17 protein-coding genes and 1 pseudogene are annotated in these 14809 nt (G+C 41.9%); 15 read left to right on the top strand and 3 right to left on the bottom strand.

Annotation, left to right across the window (positions count from 1 at the left end):
- Window positions 1-12: 12 nt before the first annotated feature.
- Genes scpB through HW098_RS10620 form a run of 4 tightly spaced genes read left to right on the top strand, consistent with a single transcriptional unit; the run spans window position 13 to window position 1698 of the window.
- Window positions 13-582 carry an SMC-Scp complex subunit ScpB gene (gene scpB, locus HW098_RS08650; protein WP_000105303.1) on the top strand — a complete coding sequence of 190 codons (570 nt, stop codon included), beginning with the start codon at window positions 13-15 and terminating at the stop codon, window positions 580-582.
- The gene (locus HW098_RS08645; RefSeq protein WP_130897957.1) at window positions 569-1291 is read left to right on the top strand and encodes a pseudouridine synthase; all 723 of its coding nucleotides are present in this window, start codon (window positions 569-571) and stop codon (window positions 1289-1291) included. The genes scpB and HW098_RS08645 overlap by 14 nt, the downstream gene beginning before the upstream one ends.
- Complete coding sequence (gene yidD / locus HW098_RS08640; RefSeq protein ID WP_176139854.1) at window positions 1291-1527, top strand: membrane protein insertion efficiency factor YidD; 237 nt, start codon at window positions 1291-1293, stop codon at window positions 1525-1527. Before HW098_RS08645 ends, yidD begins: the two co-directional genes overlap by 1 nt.
- A gap of 6 nt (window positions 1528-1533) precedes the next feature.
- Entirely contained in the window at window positions 1534-1698 is a 165-nt protein-coding gene (locus HW098_RS10620; RefSeq protein WP_240149479.1) for a hypothetical protein, read from the top strand.
- Window positions 1699-1775: 77 nt separating this feature from the next.
- On the opposite strand, the gene galE is transcribed toward HW098_RS10620, so the two are convergent.
- On the bottom strand, window positions 1776-2774 hold the full coding sequence (gene galE / locus HW098_RS08630) for a UDP-glucose 4-epimerase GalE (RefSeq protein ID WP_176139853.1): 999 nt from the start codon (window positions 2772-2774) through the stop codon (window positions 1776-1778).
- Window positions 2775-3056: 282 nt separating this feature from the next.
- On the opposite strand from galE, the gene pepA reads away from it, so the two are divergent.
- From pepA to HW098_RS08600, 6 genes and pseudogenes are all read left to right on the top strand, one after another.
- Window positions 3057-4121: a glutamyl aminopeptidase gene (pepA, locus tag HW098_RS08625; RefSeq protein ID WP_000209170.1), complete on the top strand. Its 1065-nt coding sequence runs from the start codon at window positions 3057-3059 to the stop codon at window positions 4119-4121.
- A 19-nt stretch (window positions 4122-4140) separates the two neighbouring features.
- Window positions 4141-4437: a bacteriocin immunity protein gene (locus HW098_RS08620; RefSeq protein WP_176139852.1), complete on the top strand. Its 297-nt coding sequence runs from the start codon at window positions 4141-4143 to the stop codon at window positions 4435-4437.
- A gap of 577 nt (window positions 4438-5014) precedes the next feature.
- Window positions 5015-5458, top strand: coding sequence for a MarR family transcriptional regulator (locus HW098_RS08615; protein ID WP_176139851.1), 444 nt, complete (start codon window positions 5015-5017; stop codon window positions 5456-5458).
- Window positions 5459-5492: 34 nt separating this feature from the next.
- A pseudogene (locus HW098_RS08610) lies at window positions 5493-5684 on the top strand (polyketide cyclase); the annotation flags it as partial.
- Window positions 5685-5697: 13 nt separating this feature from the next.
- Window positions 5698-6426, top strand: coding sequence for an ABC transporter ATP-binding protein (locus tag HW098_RS08605; protein WP_033676410.1), 729 nt, complete (start codon window positions 5698-5700; stop codon window positions 6424-6426).
- Complete coding sequence (locus tag HW098_RS08600) at window positions 6419-7939, top strand: ABC transporter permease/substrate-binding protein (RefSeq protein ID WP_176139849.1); 1521 nt, start codon at window positions 6419-6421, stop codon at window positions 7937-7939. The genes HW098_RS08605 and HW098_RS08600 overlap by 8 nt, the downstream gene beginning before the upstream one ends.
- A 151-nt stretch (window positions 7940-8090) precedes the next feature.
- Here the strand turns inward: HW098_RS08600 and HW098_RS08595 are convergent, their stop codons facing one another.
- Window positions 8091-8627: a TetR/AcrR family transcriptional regulator gene (locus HW098_RS08595; protein ID WP_176139848.1), complete on the bottom strand. Its 537-nt coding sequence runs from the start codon at window positions 8625-8627 to the stop codon at window positions 8091-8093.
- Window positions 8628-8759: 132 nt separating this feature from the next.
- On the opposite strand from HW098_RS08595, the gene HW098_RS08590 reads away from it, so the two are divergent.
- Window positions 8760-9617 carry a cation diffusion facilitator family transporter gene (locus HW098_RS08590; RefSeq protein WP_173228775.1) on the top strand — a complete coding sequence of 286 codons (858 nt, stop codon included), beginning with the start codon at window positions 8760-8762 and terminating at the stop codon, window positions 9615-9617.
- A gap of 61 nt (window positions 9618-9678) precedes the next feature.
- Here HW098_RS08590 and galR read toward each other — a convergent pair whose 3' ends face one another.
- Window positions 9679-10683 (bottom strand): DNA-binding transcriptional regulator GalR, encoded by a 1005-nt coding sequence (gene galR, locus HW098_RS08585; RefSeq protein WP_176139847.1) that lies wholly within the window; start codon window positions 10681-10683, stop codon window positions 9679-9681.
- 164 nt (window positions 10684-10847) lie between these two features.
- Here galR and HW098_RS08580 point away from each other — a divergent pair, with 164 nt between their 5' ends.
- The 4 genes from HW098_RS08580 (at window position 10848) to HW098_RS08565 (ending at window position 14805) form a co-directional block, all read left to right on the top strand.
- Window positions 10848-12026, top strand: coding sequence for a galactokinase (locus tag HW098_RS08580; protein ID WP_176139846.1), 1179 nt, complete (start codon window positions 10848-10850; stop codon window positions 12024-12026).
- An 18-nt stretch (window positions 12027-12044) separates the two neighbouring features.
- On the top strand, window positions 12045-13526 hold the full coding sequence (locus HW098_RS08575) for a UDP-glucose--hexose-1-phosphate uridylyltransferase (RefSeq protein WP_176139845.1): 1482 nt from the start codon (window positions 12045-12047) through the stop codon (window positions 13524-13526).
- A gap of 69 nt (window positions 13527-13595) precedes the next feature.
- Window positions 13596-14000, top strand: coding sequence for a PaaI family thioesterase (locus HW098_RS08570; RefSeq protein WP_176139844.1), 405 nt, complete (start codon window positions 13596-13598; stop codon window positions 13998-14000).
- Between the two features lie 508 nt (window positions 14001-14508).
- Window positions 14509-14805, top strand: a complete 297-nt coding sequence (locus HW098_RS08565; RefSeq protein ID WP_057487902.1) for a hypothetical protein — start codon at window positions 14509-14511, stop codon at window positions 14803-14805.
- Window positions 14806-14809: the final 4 nt, after the last annotated feature.

The following is a 14809-nucleotide window of genomic DNA, read 5'->3' as shown; positions in this document are numbered from 1 at the left end:
TAGAGAGGAAAGATGAGTACTTTAGCAAAAATAGAAGCGCTCTTGTTTGTAGCGGGTGAAGATGGGATTAGAGTCCGCCAGTTAGCTGAACTCCTCTCTCTGCCACCGACAGGCATCCAACAGAGTTTAGAAAAATTAGCCCAGAAGTATGAAAAGGACCCAGATTCCAGTTTGGCTCTGATTGAGACAGGGGGAGCATACAGATTGGTGACCAAGCCTCAATTTGCAGAGATTTTGAAGGAATACTCTAAGGCACCTATCAACCAGAGCTTGTCTCGGGCTGCCCTTGAGACTTTGTCCATCATTGCCTATAAGCAGCCTATTACTCGGATAGAAATTGATGCCATCCGTGGAGTCAACTCGAGTGGGGCCTTGGCAAAGTTGCAGGCATTTGATTTGATACGAGAAGACGGGAAAAAAGAAGTGTTGGGTCGTCCCAACCTCTATGTGACTACAGATTATTTCCTAGATTACATGGGGATAAACCATTTAGAAGAATTACCAGTGATTGATGAGCTTGAGATTCAAGCCCAAGAAAGCCAATTATTTGGTGAAAGGATAGAAGAAGATGAGAATCAATAAGTATATTGCCCACGCAGGTGTGGCTAGTAGGAGAAAAGCAGAAGAGCTGATTAAGCAAGGTTTGGTGACGGTTAACGGCCAAGTGGTACGTGAACTAGCAACCACTATCAAGTCAGGCGACAAGGTCGAAGTTGAAGGCCAGCCTATCTACAACGAAGAAAAGGTCTATTATCTGCTTAACAAACCACGCGGTGTCATTTCCAGTGTGACAGATGACAAGGGCCGCAAGACTGTTGTCGACCTCTTGCCCAACGTGAAAGAGCGCATCTACCCTGTAGGTCGTTTGGACTGGGATACATCAGGTGTCTTGATTTTGACCAATGATGGGGATTTTACGGATGAGATGATTCACCCTCGTAATGAGATTGACAAGGTTTATGTCGCGCGTGTTAAAGGTGTGGCCAATAAGGATAATCTCCGCCCCTTGACTCGTGGACTTGAGATTGATGGCAAGAAAACCAAGCCAGCTGTCTATGAGATTCTCAAAGTGGATCCAGTCAAAAACCGCTCTGTAGTGCAATTGACCATCCATGAAGGGCGTAACCACCAGGTTAAAAAGATGTTTGAAGCTGTCGGTCTCCAAGTAGATAAACTGTCTCGGACACGTTTTGGGCACCTAGACTTGACAGGTCTTTGTCCAGGTGAATCGCGTCGCCTTAACAAAAAAGAAATCAGCCAACTACACACAATGGCTGTAACCAAGAAATAATGAAACGAATTTTAATAGCGCCTGTGCGCTTTTACCAACGTTTTATCTCACCAGCCTTCCCACCCTCTTGTCGCTTTGAGCCTACTTGTTCCAACTACATGATTCAGGCTATTGAAAAACATGGCTTCAAGGGTGTTTTGATGGGCTTGGTGCGGATTTTACGTTGCCATCCCTGGTCGAAAACAGGTAAGGACCCCGTCCCAGACCATTTTTCTTTAAAGAGAAATGCAAAATAATACTCAATGAAAATCAGAGAGCAAACTAGGAAACTAGCCGCAGGTTGCTCAAAACAGTGTTTTGAGGTTGTGGATAGAACTGACGAAGTCAGTAACCATACCTACGGAAAGGCGACGTTGACGTGCTTTGAAGAGATTTTCGAAGAGTATAAATTGGATTCTAATATATAAAACACAGATAGATGATACTTGGTATTTATCAAGTGCCATCTATCTGTGTTTTTATTTATGATTGATGTTTCTGCTATTTATTCCAAAATGTTTTTGCCTTCTTTAACACGCCAACGATAATCTGATAAAATAATATCTTCGAGGGAGTAGCTAGCCTTCCAATCAAGATATTTTTTAGCTTTTGATGCGTCTGCTAGGACGCTAGCTGGGTCACCAGCACGGCGAGCAACAATTTCGTGTGGTATTTTTTGATTCAGTAATTCTTCAGCAGTTTTAAAGATTTCTTTGACGGTATAGCCTTTTTCAGTTCCCAAGTTAAAGATTTGAGAAGAACTGTTTTCTTGAAATAGGTAGTTCATTCCTTTAACATGAGCCTGTGCAAGGTCCAAGACATGAATGTAATCTCGAATACATGAACCATCACGTGTATCGTAGTCATCTCCAAATATTTTCAGGCTATCATTTTGTCCCAATGCGGTCTTGTTGATATTTGGAATGATATGAGTTGGATTTTTCACGCGCAGACCGTTTGAAGCATCCATTTCAGCCCCGGCAACATTAAAGTAACGGAAAATAACATATTTCCAATCGTAGCGATTGGCCATCCAGTAAATCATTCGTTCACCCATCAGTTTTGTCTCTGCATAAGGGTTGACAGGGTCGAGCAGGGTATCTTCAGTAGCTGGCTTGTCAATACAGTTATTACCATAGAGAGAAGCAGTCGAAGAGAACATGATTTTTTGAATGCCAAATTCAGATAAGACTTTGAGAACTTGGTTCATACCAGCAACGTTGGCAGTGAAGTATTTACTTGGATTTTCAATACTTTCGCTCACAACAATCTCACCTGCACAATGAAGAACAGCGTCAATCTTATTTTCTTCTAAGTAAGCCTTTAAGGTGCTAGCATCATAAACATCTAGTTGCTTAAAGCTAGCACGACTATCCACAGCCGAACGATTTCCTGTAGAGAGATTATCGAGGACATGCACCTGATAGCCAGCATTTAAAAGAGCTTTAACGGTATGGGAGCCAATGTAGCCAGCCCCACCTGTAACAAGAATTGTTTTGGTCATGATTTTTTTCTTTTCCTAGTTTTGTACTATTTTAAAAAAAGAAGAAGGTAAAGTCAACTATTTTCTGTAAATTTCATGAAAAGTTGAACAATTGTTTTTTTGTTTTGGAATTAAAGGCTCGAGTTGATTTTGGAATGTTTACTAGATTTTGCACCATATGCAAGAGAATACTATCCTTTTCTACTATACAGCTAGAATGAGATAGTAATTTATAAATCCACCTTCCCACTATCCTTCTCCTATAAAAAGTGGTAAAATGGATGGAAGAAAGAAGGAACTGAAATGACAACATTATTTTCAAAAATCAAAGAAGTAACAGAACTAGCTGCGATCTCAGGTCATGAGGCGCCTGTCCGTGCTTATCTTCGTGAAAAGTTAACACCGCACGTGGATGAAGTGGTGACAGATGGCTTGGGTGGTATTTTTGGTATCAAACATTCAGAAGCTGCAGATGCACCGCGTGTCTTGGTCGCTTCTCACATGGATGAAGTTGGTTTTATGGTCAGCGAGATTAAGCCAGACGGTACATTCCGTGTCGTTGAGATTGGCGGATGGAATCCTATGGTGGTTAGTAGCCAGCGTTTTAAACTCCTAACTCGTGACGGTCGTGAAATTCCTGTGATTTCAGGCTCTGTTCCTCCACATTTGACTCGTGGAAAGGGTGGACCAACCATGCCTGCTATTGCAGATATCGTCTTTGATGGTGGTTTTGCGGATAAGGCTGAGGCAGAAAGCTTTGGCATCCGTCCTGGCGACACCATCGTACCAGATAGTTCTGCAATCTTGACAGCCAATGAAAAAAATATCATCTCAAAAGCTTGGGACAACCGATATGGTGTTCTCATGGTTAGTGAGCTAGCAGAAGCCTTGTCAGGTCAAAAACTTGGCAATGAACTCTATCTGGGTTCTAACGTCCAAGAAGAAGTTGGTCTCCGCGGTGCTCATACATCTACAACCAAGTTTGACCCAGAAGTCTTCCTAGCAGTTGATTGCTCACCAGCAGGTGATGTTTATGGCGGTCAAGGCAAGATTGGAGATGGAACTTTGATTCGTTTCTATGATCCAGGTCACTTGCTTCTCCCAGGAATGAAGGATTTCCTTTTGACAACAGCTGAAGAAGCTGGTATCAAGTACCAATACTACTGTGGTAAAGGCGGAACAGACGCTGGCGCAGCTCATTTGAAAAATGGTGGTGTCCCATCTACAACAATCGGTGTTTGCGCTCGTTATATCCATTCTCACCAAACCCTCTACGCTATGGATGACTTCTTAGAAGCTCAAGCTTTCTTGCAAGCCTTGGTGAAAAAATTGGATCGTTCAACGGTTGACTTGATTAAAAATTATTAAACTTAAGGAGGTGGTAGGGATGGTAGAACCAAACCTAGAAAGCCTTATAAAAGATCTTTACAATCATGCTCGTCATGATTTGAGTGAAGATTTAGTTGTTGCTCTCTTAGAGACTGCTAAAAAACTGCCTACTACAAATGAGCAATTGCTGGCAGTTCGTCTCTCGGGTCTGGTCAATCGTGAATTGCTCAAGAATCCCAAACATCCGGCACCTGAGTTGCTCAATTTGGCTCGTTTTATCAAGAGAGAAGAAGCCAAGTACAGAGGAACCGCAGCTTCTGCGCTTATGTATGGGGAGATTTTTAAAATGCTTTGATTCTATTATGAATCAAAGTATTTTTTGTAAGACCTATCTCGTGAGCACTCAAATAGTAGTAACAAGGAATCATGAGAAGTTAGCCGAAGCAATAGTAGTGATGAAACTTCTGTAATGGAAGTGGAGCGAAGTGAGGAATCGTCAAACGGTAGGGGATAGGCTGTTTGAAGGATGCTATGAGAAAGATAGGGTAAGGTAAAATTAAATACGAACAAATTGATTGGGAAATTTAAATCGCTTTCTATCAATGTTTTAGAAGATACAGTGCCCTAGTCCAACTTCAATATACTATAAAAGAACAGATGGAAGCAATTGTGATTTACTTCTATCTTTAAAATAAATGGTCTGATAGGAAAAACATGTCTCCTCATAAAATATAGGATAGTACGGATGGAAGGCTTTTGTAGACTGGAGGACGAAGGAGTTTAGAAACTCTCGTTAAAAGTTAGTTGAACCGGAGTATGGTGGTGTGAATCATTAACAAAAATTATTTCTACATCGAAATAGTTGACAATTAGAATGATAAGTATTATAATGTTTTTTATTCGTATCGATATAGAAATAAATTGGAGGTGTTATGAAAGATAGTCATTTGCTAGCCCATCATATTCGTTTGTTGAATGGACGGATTTTTCAAAAGTTACTGAGCCAAGATCCTGAGGCTCTTTATAGGGGTGAACAGGGCAAGATTTTAGCGGTTTTATGGAATAGTGAAACTGGCTGCGCAACTGCGACAGATATCGCGCTTTCGACTGGGCTTGCGAATAATACGCTGACGACTATGATAAAAAAGCTAGAGGAACAAAAGCTTGTAATTGTTAGTCCGTGTGGAAAAGACAAGCGTAAGAAGTATTTAGTTTTAACGGAGTTAGGCAAGTCCCAGAAAGAAGTGGGACATCGTGTCAGTCAGAAATTGGATACGGTTTTTTACAAAGGTTTTTCAGAGGAAGAAATTCGTCAGTTTGAAGCCTTTCAAGAAAGAATTTTGGCAAATCTGAAAGAGAAGGTAAATGAGGATTAAAATAGATCAAATTAGCTGTTTATAAGTAAAGGCCACTTTTGACTTTGTTTTCCAACTCTTAGGACAAGGAAACTATGTGGTTAGCTATGGTCAGACTCAGAGTGATGGCCTTGCTTATGCCCAGTACGATATCTTCCGTCTAGAAAACGGGAAAATTGTGGAGCATTGGGACAATAAGGAAGTCATGCCTAAGGTAGACGGCTTGACCAATCGAGGGAAGTTTTAAATGAGGATACAGAATGATTGAATACAAAAATGTAGCTTTACGTTACACAGAAAAAGATGTCTTGAGAGATGTCAATTTACGGATTGAGAATGGGGAGTTCATGGTTTTAGTTGGGCCATCTGGCTCAGGTAAGACGACCATGATTAAGATGATTAACCGTCTTTTGGAACCGACTGATGGAAATATTTATATGGATGGCAAGCGCATCAAAGACTATGACGAGCGGGAACTTCGTCTTTCTACTGGTTATGTTTTACAGGCTATTGCTCTTTTTCCAAATCTAACAGTTGCGGAAAATATTGCCCTGATTCCTGAGATGAAGGGCTGGACTAAGGAAGAAATTGCTCAGAAAACAGAAGAGCTTTTAGCTAAGGTTGGTTTACCAGTAGCCGAGTATGGGCATCGTTTACCTAGTGAATTATCTGGTGGAGAACAGCAACGGGTCGGTATTGTCCGAGCTATGATTGGTCAGCCTAAGATTCTCCTCATGGATGAGCCTTTTTCAGCCTTGGATGCTATTTCGAGAAAACAGTTGCAGGTTCTGACTAAAGAATTGCATAAAGAGTTTGGAATGACAACGATTTTTGTGACCCATGATACGGATGAAGCCTTGAAATTGGCGGACCGTATTGCTGTTTTGCAGGATGGAGAGATTCGTCAGGTGGCGAATCCCGAGACCATTTTAAAAGCTCCTGCCACAGAATTTGTAGCAGACTTGTTTGGAGGTAGTGTTCATGACTAATTTAATTGCAACTTTTCAGGATCGTTTTAGTGATTGGTTGACAGCTCTATCTCAACATTTGCAGTTGTCACTTTTGACCCTGTTACTAGCTATTTTTATCGCGATTCCCTTGGCTGTTTCTCTTCGCTATCATGAGAAGTTGGCGGATTGGGTCTTGCAGATTGCAGGGATTTTCCAGACCATCCCGTCACTGGCCTTGTTGGGGCTCTTTATTCCCTTGATGGGAATTGGAACCTTGCCGGCTTTGACAGCTCTAGTGATTTATGCGATCTTTCCGATTTTGCAAAATACTATCACTGGACTCAAGGGAATTGATCCAAGTCTACAAGAGGCTGGGATTGCCTTTGGGATGACTAGATGGGAGCGTCTCAAGAAGTTTGAAATTCCGCTTGCCATGCCTGTTATGATGTCTGGGATTCGGACGGCAGCTGTCTTGATTATCGGTACAGCGACCTTGGCTGCCTTGATTGGTGCAGGGGGGCTGGGTTCCTTTATCCTTTTGGGAATTGACCGTAATAATGCCAGTCTAATTTTGATTGGGGCACTTTCTTCTGCAGTGCTAGCCATTGCCTTTAACTTCCTACTAAAAGTGATGGAAAAAGCAAAATTGCGGACGATTTTTTCTGGTTTTGCCTTGGTGGCAATATTGCTCGGTCTATCTTATAGTCCAGCCCTCTTAGTTCAAAAAGAGAAAGAGAACTTGATCATTGCTGGGAAATTGGGACCGGAACCAGAAATTTTGGCTAATATGTATAAGTTACTGATTGAAGAAAATACCAGCATGACTGCGACTGTTAAACCGAATTTTGGGAAAACAAGCTTTCTCTATGAGGCTCTGAAAAAAGGCGATATTGACATCTATCCTGAATTTACAGGAACGGTGACTGAAAGTTTACTTCAACCATCACCTAAAGTGAGTCATGAGCCAGAGCAGGTTTATAATGTGGCGCGTGATGGTATTGCCAAACAGGATCATCTAGCCTATCTCAAACCTATGTCTTATCAAAATACCTATGCTGTAGCTGTTCCAAAAAAGATTGCTCAAGAATATGGCTTGAAGACCATTTCGGACTTGAAAAAAGTGGAAGGGCAGTTGAAGGCTGGATTTACCCTTGAGTTTAATGACCGTGAAGATGGAAATAAGGGCTTGCAATCAATGTATAGTCTCAATCTCAATGTAGCGACCATGGAGCCAGCCCTTCGCTATCAGGCAATTCAGTCAGGCGATATTCAAATCACGGATGCCTATTCGACCGATGCGGAATTGGCGCGTTATGATTTACAGGTCTTGGAAGATGACAAGCAACTCTTCCCACCTTATCAAGGGGCACCACTCATGAAAGAAGCTCTTCTCAAGAAACACCCTGAGTTGGAAAGGGTTCTTAATAAATTGGCTGGTAAGATTACTGAAAGCCAGATGAGCCAGCTCAACTATCAAGTCGGTGTCGAAGGCAAGTCAGCAGAACAAGTAGCTAAAGAGTTTCTCCAAGAACAAGGTTTGTTGAAGAAATGATGGGGCAGAGACTTTAAACATACTGAACTCAACTTCCTTAAACGACTAGATAAAAGAATGCTCAGACAATGTCGTCTGGGCTTTTTTGATTGTTGAAAAGATAAAAAAACTCAGTAGCCTGGGCATAAGGAAACTGAGCTTTACTCTGTATTCAAATTTTAGGAGTGAGAAGGTCTAGATAAAATTGGACAACTTCCTGATTTGTGAAGTATTGACCTTTTTTGAGCCACCAGGTCAATGTTTCGATAAAGTTGGTTACAACTAAGTGTTGGAGGTAAGAAGTAGGCAGACTCGGGTGAGATTCTTTTAAATCATCAGCCATCACGGAATAGACATGGTGTTCTAGCTCTTTATGGAGTTGACGGAGGAAGTAGTCATTTTTGGAAAATAGCAGACTGGTGATATGGTCTTGGTTTTTCTGAAAATGCAGAAAGAGGTGGGCGAGATAGTCCACGGTAGAAACGGATTGCTCTCTTTCAAAGAGGTGATGGAAGAGGTGGCGGCAAAGCTCGTCCAGAAGTAGTTCCTTACTCTCATAGTGACAGTAAAAGGTGGAACGTCCTACATCTGCGAGATCAATGATATCCTGAACTGTAGTGGCTTCGTACCCCTTATCGTTCAAAAGTTGTAGAAAAGCTTGATAGATGGCTTTTTTGGTTTTGCTGATACGGCGGTCAATGTTAGTCATATGGACACTTGAGGCAAATTGTTCAGAACTGAATAAAGCTGACGTTTTGCTTCTATCCTTTCTTTGAATTTTAGTGGATAATGATAATGAACAAGGTGTTCATAAATTTATTATAACAAAGGAATGAGAAAGATGAAGGCAAAATATACTGTTTGGGTAGCTTTTTTCTTAAATTTAAGCTATGCCATTGTTGAGTTTATCGCAGGAGGAATCTTTGGTTCGAGTGCTGTTCTTGCTGATTCTGTCCATGACTTGGGAGATGCTATAGCCATTGGCATATCGGCCTTTTTAGAAACAATCTCTAATCGTGAAGAAGACAGCCACTATACCTTGGGCTACAAGCGTTTTAGCCTTTTAGGGGCCATGGTAACGGCTGTGATTCTTATGACAGGGTCCGTTTTGGTCATTTTGGAAAATATAGCGAAAATCTTTCATCCACAACCGGTCAATGATGAGGGGATTCTCTGGTTAGGAATTATTGCGATTACTATCAATGTGCTAGCGAGTCTCGTCATTCGCAAAGGACAAACCAAGAACGAATCCATTCTCAGCCTGCACTTTCTGGAAGATACCTTGGGTTGGGTGACTGTCATCCTGATGGCCATTGTTCTTCGATTTACCGATTGGTATATCTTGGATCCGCTCTTGTCTCTTGTTATTTCCTTCTTTATTCTGTCAAAAGCCCTTCCACGTTTTTGGAGAACGCTCAAGATATTCCTCGATGCAGTGCCAGAAGGAGTAGATATCCAGAAGATCAAGACGGATTTAGCAGAATTGGACCATGTCGCTAGTATCAATCAGCTTAATCTCTGGACTATGGATGGTTTGGAAAAAAATGCCATTGTCCATGTTTGTTTAAAAGAGATGGAGCATATGGAAACTTGTAAAGAATCTATTCGAATTTTCCTCAAAGATTGTGGCTTTCAAAATATTACCATTGAAGTTGATGCAGACCTAGAAAGTCACCAAGCACATAAGCGAAAGGTGTGAGTTGGAGCGGAATCATAGAGATTATTAGAGAAACAGCCTTGCTAGAGGTCGTTTTGTAATCCTAATCATTCTTTGTACTCTCTCTCAGAGTCAGTCTGGTTCCCAGCATGGTCAGACTAGGGATTTTGCGACCGTGGAGTACTTCCTTGTTAAGAATATCCATACCTGACCGGCCCATTTCTTCGGTATAGACGGTGATGCTAGAGAGAGGAGGATAAACCTGCTTGGTCAAGCTAGTGTCATTAAAAGAAATGAGGCTGACGCGGTCTGGCAGGCTGATTCCAGCTTCTTGGAGAGCCCGGAGGGCACCGATAGCTAAACTATCGCTGGCTGCGAAAAATGCTGGCGGAAGTTGGTCTCCTAAGCTCTGAATGGCCTCCTTCATCAAGTCATAGCCAGACTGGGCAGTAAAGCTTCCTTGAAAGACCAGTTCATCATGATAGATTCCCTTTGCTTGACTGTAGTTTCTGAAATTTTCCAGCCGCTTATCCTCAATGATTTCTTCTTGGTCAGTTGTTTCCTCAAGGCCTGTTAGAATCCCGATACGGTCCATCCCTTGACTGAGGAAATAATCGACAACCTGTTTCATAGCAGTGTAAAAGTCCGTAATAATGCAGGTATGTCCCATGGAAAGTGTATCACTGTCTAGAAAGACAAGAGGCTTTTGGTATTCTTCAAAGGCAGAAATCTGAGCTCGACTAAACTTTCCGATGCAGAGAATCCCAATCACTTCCTCGCTCAGGGTAAAAGGATGGTCATTAAAATAGCGCAAGATATCGTAGTCCAACTCTTGGGCTCTTTTTTCTATGCCTAGGCGAATCTGGTAGTAGTAGAGGTCGTCCAGCTCCCCTTGTTCGCTGACCCATTGGATAATGGCAATCTTTTGCTTGGGCTTGTGGGACTCGCCTGTTTTGAGGTGTTTGGTGTAGCCCAGCTCTTCAGCAACTGTTAAAATACGATGTCTGGTTTCTTCTGTGACAGATAGGCTCTGGTCGCGATTGAGAACACGGGATACGGTCGCGATAGAGACAGAGGCTAGCTGTGCAATGTCTTTTAAGGTAGCCATAAATCCTCCTTCTTTAAGGTTAGTATATCATATTTTTCTGCCTTTTACCGATAGTTTAGTAAAAATTTAGTAAAAAGGATTGACCTTGGGAAATCCCTTGGATACAATAGAAGAAAACGATTACACGTTAAGGTACCTTAACGAACAGTCAAAGGAGAATTCATATGACACACCATCTTACTGCTGAAGCCCTTCGCAAAGACTTTCTTGCCGTTTTTGGTCAAGAAGCAGACCAAACTTTCTTTTCACCAGGTCGCATCAATCTGATTGGTGAACACACAGACTACAATGGTGGACATGTATTTCCAGCAGCCATTTCCTTAGGAACTTATGGGGCTGCTCGCAAGCGTGATGATCAAGTCTTGCGTTTCTACTCAGCTAACTTTGAGGACAAGGGTATTATTGAAGTGCCTCTCGCTGACCTCAAGTTTGAAAAAGAGCACAACTGGACTAACTATCCAAAAGGGGTTCTTCATTTCTTGCAAGAAGCTGGGCATGTGATTGACAAAGGTTTTGATTTTTATGTTTATGGGAATATTCCAAATGGTGCTGGTTTGTCTTCTTCAGCATCCCTTGAACTCTTGACAGGAGTCGTGGCAGAACATCTCTTTGATTTAAAATTAGAGCGTCTCGATTTGGTTAAAATCGGAAAACAAACAGAAAACAACTTTATCGGAGTCAACTCTGGTATCATGGACCAATTTGCTATCGGTATGGGAGCCGACCAACGTGCTATTTACCTTGATACCAACACCTTAGAGTATGATTTGGTACCACTTAATTTGAAGGACAATGTCGTTGTTATTATGAACACCAATAAACGCCGTGAATTGGCAGACTCTAAATACAATGAACGCCGTGCTGAATGTGAAAAAGCAGTGGAAGAATTGCAAGTCGCCTTAGATATTCAGACCTTGGGTGAATTGGACGAGTGGACCTTTGACCAATATAGCTATCTGATTAAAGACGAAAATCGTTTGAAACGTGCTCGCCATGCTGTGCTTGAAAACCAACGTACCCTCAAAGCTCAAGCAGCCCTCCAAGCAGGAGATTTGGAAACATTTGGTCGCTTGATGAATGCGTCACATGTTTCCCTAGAGCATGACTATGAAGTAACTGGTTTAGAATTGGATACTCTTGTTCATACAGCTTGGGCACAAGAAGGAGTTCTCGGTGCTCGCATGACAGGGGCTGGTTTTGGCGGATGTGCCATTGCTTTGGTGCAAAAAGATGCTGTTGAGGCCTTTAAGGAAGGTGTAGGCAAATACTATGAGGAAGTAGTTGGATACGCTCCAAGCTTCTATATCGCTGAAGTTGCAGGTGGCACTCGCGTCCTTGACTAGTCCAAAGGAGGCTCTATAGTGACCTTAGTAGATAAATTTGTAACACATGTTATTACTGAAAGTACCTTTGAGGAAATGGATCGAATCTACCTGACCAATCGTGTCTTGGCACGAGTGGGAGATGGTGTTTTGGAAGTTGAGACCAATCTGGATAAATTGATTGACCTCAAGGATCAGCTGGTTGAGGAGGCGGTTCGATTAGAGATGATTGAGGACAGTCAGACTGCGCGTGAAATCCTTGGTGCTGAACTGATGGACTTGGTGACCCCTTGTCCCAGTCAGGTCAATCGTGACTTTTGGGAAACCTATGCCCACTCTCCTGAGCAGGCGATTGCGGACTTTTACCAACTTAGCCAGAAAAATGACTACATCAAACTCAAGGCTATTGCTAAAAATATCGCTTATCGTGTTCCGTCTGACTACGGAGAACTTGAGATTACCATCAATCTCTCTAAGCCTGAAAAGGATCCAAAGGAGATTGCGGCAGCTAAGTTGGTGCAAGCTAGCAATTATCCTCAGTGTCAGCTTTGTCTAGAGAATGAGGGCTACCATGGTCGAGTTAACCACCCAGCTCGCAGCAATCACCGTATTATCCGTTTTGAAATGGATGGTCAGGAATGGGGCTTCCAGTATTCGCCCTATGCTTACTTTAATGAGCATTGTATTTTCTTAGATGGCCAGCATCGTCCCATGGCCATTAGTCGTCAGAGCTTTGAACGTCTGCTGGCTATCGTAGAGCAGTTTCCAGGCTATTTTGCTGGCTCTAATGCCGATTTGCCGATTGTAGGTGGCTCTATTCTGACTCATGACCACTATCAGGGAGGCCGTCACATATTTCCTATGGAATTGGCTCCCTTGCAAAAGACCTTCCGATTTGCTGGTTTTGAGCAAGTCAAGGCTGGAATTGTCAAGTGGCCTATGTCAGTGATTCGATTGACCTCGGATTCCAAAGAAGATTTGATCAACTTAGCTGACAAGATTTTGCAGGAATGGCGTCAGTATTCAGATCCTAGTGTGCAGATTTTGGCAGAGACGTACGGAACACCGCATCACACTATCACACCTATAGCCCGTAAACGCGATGGACAGTTTGAGTTGGACTTGGTCTTGCGGGACAATCAGACTTCTGCAGAACATCCTGATGGCATCTATCATCCTCACAAGGATGTCCAACATATCAAGAAGGAAAATATCGGCTTGATTGAGGTCATGGGCTTGGCAATCTTGCCACCACGTCTGAAAGAAGAAGTGGAGCAAGTCGCTAGCTATCTTGTAGGAGAAGCTGTTACAGTTGCCGATTATCATCAGGAATGGGCCGACCAACTAAAAGCCCAACATCCAGACCTAACGGATAAAGAAAAAGCCCTTGAAATCGTCAAGGACTCTGTGGGTAATATCTTTGCGCGTGTACTTGAGGATGCAGGAGTCTACAAGCAGACAGAACAAGGGCAGACAGCCTTTATGCGTTTTGTGGAACAGGTAGGAATTTTGCCAGACTAGGAGCTTTCTCCTTGCACAGTCCTATAAAAAGTAGTATCATAGTGTCGTTTGAAATATCAGGAGGAAACGATGAAAGATTTTCATTTTGACGCTATATCTGCCTTTGAAAATTATGAAATTAAAGAGATGAAAGATGGTCACGTTGTGGTGACGACCAAAGTAGTGGACTCGTCGCTCAACTACTATGGCAATGCCCATGGTGGCTATCTTTTCACACTCTGTGACCAAATCAGTGGTTTGGTGGTTATCTCGCTAGGACTAGACGGAGTGACACTCCAATCCTCTATCAACTACCTCAAAGCAGGAAAACTCGACGATGTGCTGACCATTAAAGGAAAATGTGTCCATCAAGGTCGCACAACCTGTGTCGTGGATGTTGATATCACTAATCAAGAAGGAAAAAATGTCTGCAAGGCAACCTTTACCATGTTTGTCACAGGCCAACGGTCAGAAGACAGACAGGTAAGGATATAGAGACAGGTGAGTGGGATAAATTTATCTCACTCATTTTTTTGGTTCATTTTACTATAAAATTGTTGACAACGCTTTCAAATTGTGTTATTATTAAAGCATAAAATAAAAAGTAAAAAAAGCTATGAAAAGAAAAATCTTATTAGCTATAAGTTTGTTGTCTTTGATATTAACAGTCTTGGTAATAAGTCACTTTCCTGCTAAAAATCAGGGCTTTGATTCAGGACTTGTGTTTGTTGCTCAGTAAAAATGGTTTTAATAGTTTAATTAAGAAAGGAGCCTAGGATATGAGTTACAACTTACCTAACAGATATAAAAACGGAGATTTTTAATTGGCATAGGATACTTCTTTATTCTGTTATATAGTAAAGGACGGTGCATTTCTTAGCAAGACTTTGTCGTCAGATATTATAATATGAATTTAAGAGGCGTTATATGATAAGTAACTGGTTTATACTTTTAATTTTAGACAAAGATGAAAATCTTTTAGAAATTAGTTGGGGATAAAATCATGAAAAATACATTGAAAAAAATTGCATCTACTACTCTGATTGGACTCTCTCTACTTGGTATAGGTAGTTCAGTGGTTTCCGCAGCAACTGTATATTATAAAGGTAGTGCAGTATATTGGGACTATGGCCGTACAGCAGCTGTATTTAGTTATTCAAATGTTCAATCAACTGTTTATGAGCATACAGCAACTGCGAATGGTGTTTCTTCTGGGTGGCAAGATCCTGGAGTAATGGCCTCTGCAACTGCGTTTATCGGAGGCGGCACTGCACAATGTTACTGGAATTGTCGAGGGTAATAGC

Source organism: Streptococcus sp. 1453, from assembly GCF_013276955.1.
GTDB lineage: Bacteria > Bacillota > Bacilli > Lactobacillales > Streptococcaceae > Streptococcus.
The sequence above is the reverse complement of the archived record's forward strand: the minus strand, read 5'-3'. Positions and strand labels throughout refer to the sequence as shown.

Coding starts and splice junctions, on each gene's coding strand:
- scpB (WP_000105303.1), top strand. CDS start 13: ATGAGTACTTTAGCAAAAATAGAAGCGCTCTTGTTTGTAGCGGGTGAA.
- HW098_RS08645 (WP_130897957.1), top strand. CDS start 569: ATGAGAATCAATAAGTATATTGCCCACGCAGGTGTGGCTAGTAGGAGA.
- yidD (WP_176139854.1), top strand. CDS start 1,291: ATGAAACGAATTTTAATAGCGCCTGTGCGCTTTTACCAACGTTTTATC.
- HW098_RS10620 (WP_240149479.1), top strand. CDS start 1,534: ATGAAAATCAGAGAGCAAACTAGGAAACTAGCCGCAGGTTGCTCAAAA.
- galE (WP_176139853.1), bottom strand. CDS start 2,774: ATGACCAAAACAATTCTTGTTACAGGTGGGGCTGGCTACATTGGCTCC.
- pepA (WP_000209170.1), top strand. CDS start 3,057: ATGACAACATTATTTTCAAAAATCAAAGAAGTAACAGAACTAGCTGCG.
- HW098_RS08620 (WP_176139852.1), top strand. CDS start 4,141: ATGGTAGAACCAAACCTAGAAAGCCTTATAAAAGATCTTTACAATCAT.
- HW098_RS08615 (WP_176139851.1), top strand. CDS start 5,015: ATGAAAGATAGTCATTTGCTAGCCCATCATATTCGTTTGTTGAATGGA.
- HW098_RS08605 (WP_033676410.1), top strand. CDS start 5,698: ATGATTGAATACAAAAATGTAGCTTTACGTTACACAGAAAAAGATGTC.
- HW098_RS08600 (WP_176139849.1), top strand. CDS start 6,419: ATGACTAATTTAATTGCAACTTTTCAGGATCGTTTTAGTGATTGGTTG.
- HW098_RS08595 (WP_176139848.1), bottom strand. CDS start 8,627: ATGACTAACATTGACCGCCGTATCAGCAAAACCAAAAAAGCCATCTAT.
- HW098_RS08590 (WP_173228775.1), top strand. CDS start 8,760: ATGAAGGCAAAATATACTGTTTGGGTAGCTTTTTTCTTAAATTTAAGC.
- galR (WP_176139847.1), bottom strand. CDS start 10,683: ATGGCTACCTTAAAAGACATTGCACAGCTAGCCTCTGTCTCTATCGCG.
- HW098_RS08580 (WP_176139846.1), top strand. CDS start 10,848: ATGACACACCATCTTACTGCTGAAGCCCTTCGCAAAGACTTTCTTGCC.
- HW098_RS08570 (WP_176139844.1), top strand. CDS start 13,596: ATGAAAGATTTTCATTTTGACGCTATATCTGCCTTTGAAAATTATGAA.
- HW098_RS08565 (WP_057487902.1), top strand. CDS start 14,509: ATGAAAAATACATTGAAAAAAATTGCATCTACTACTCTGATTGGACTC.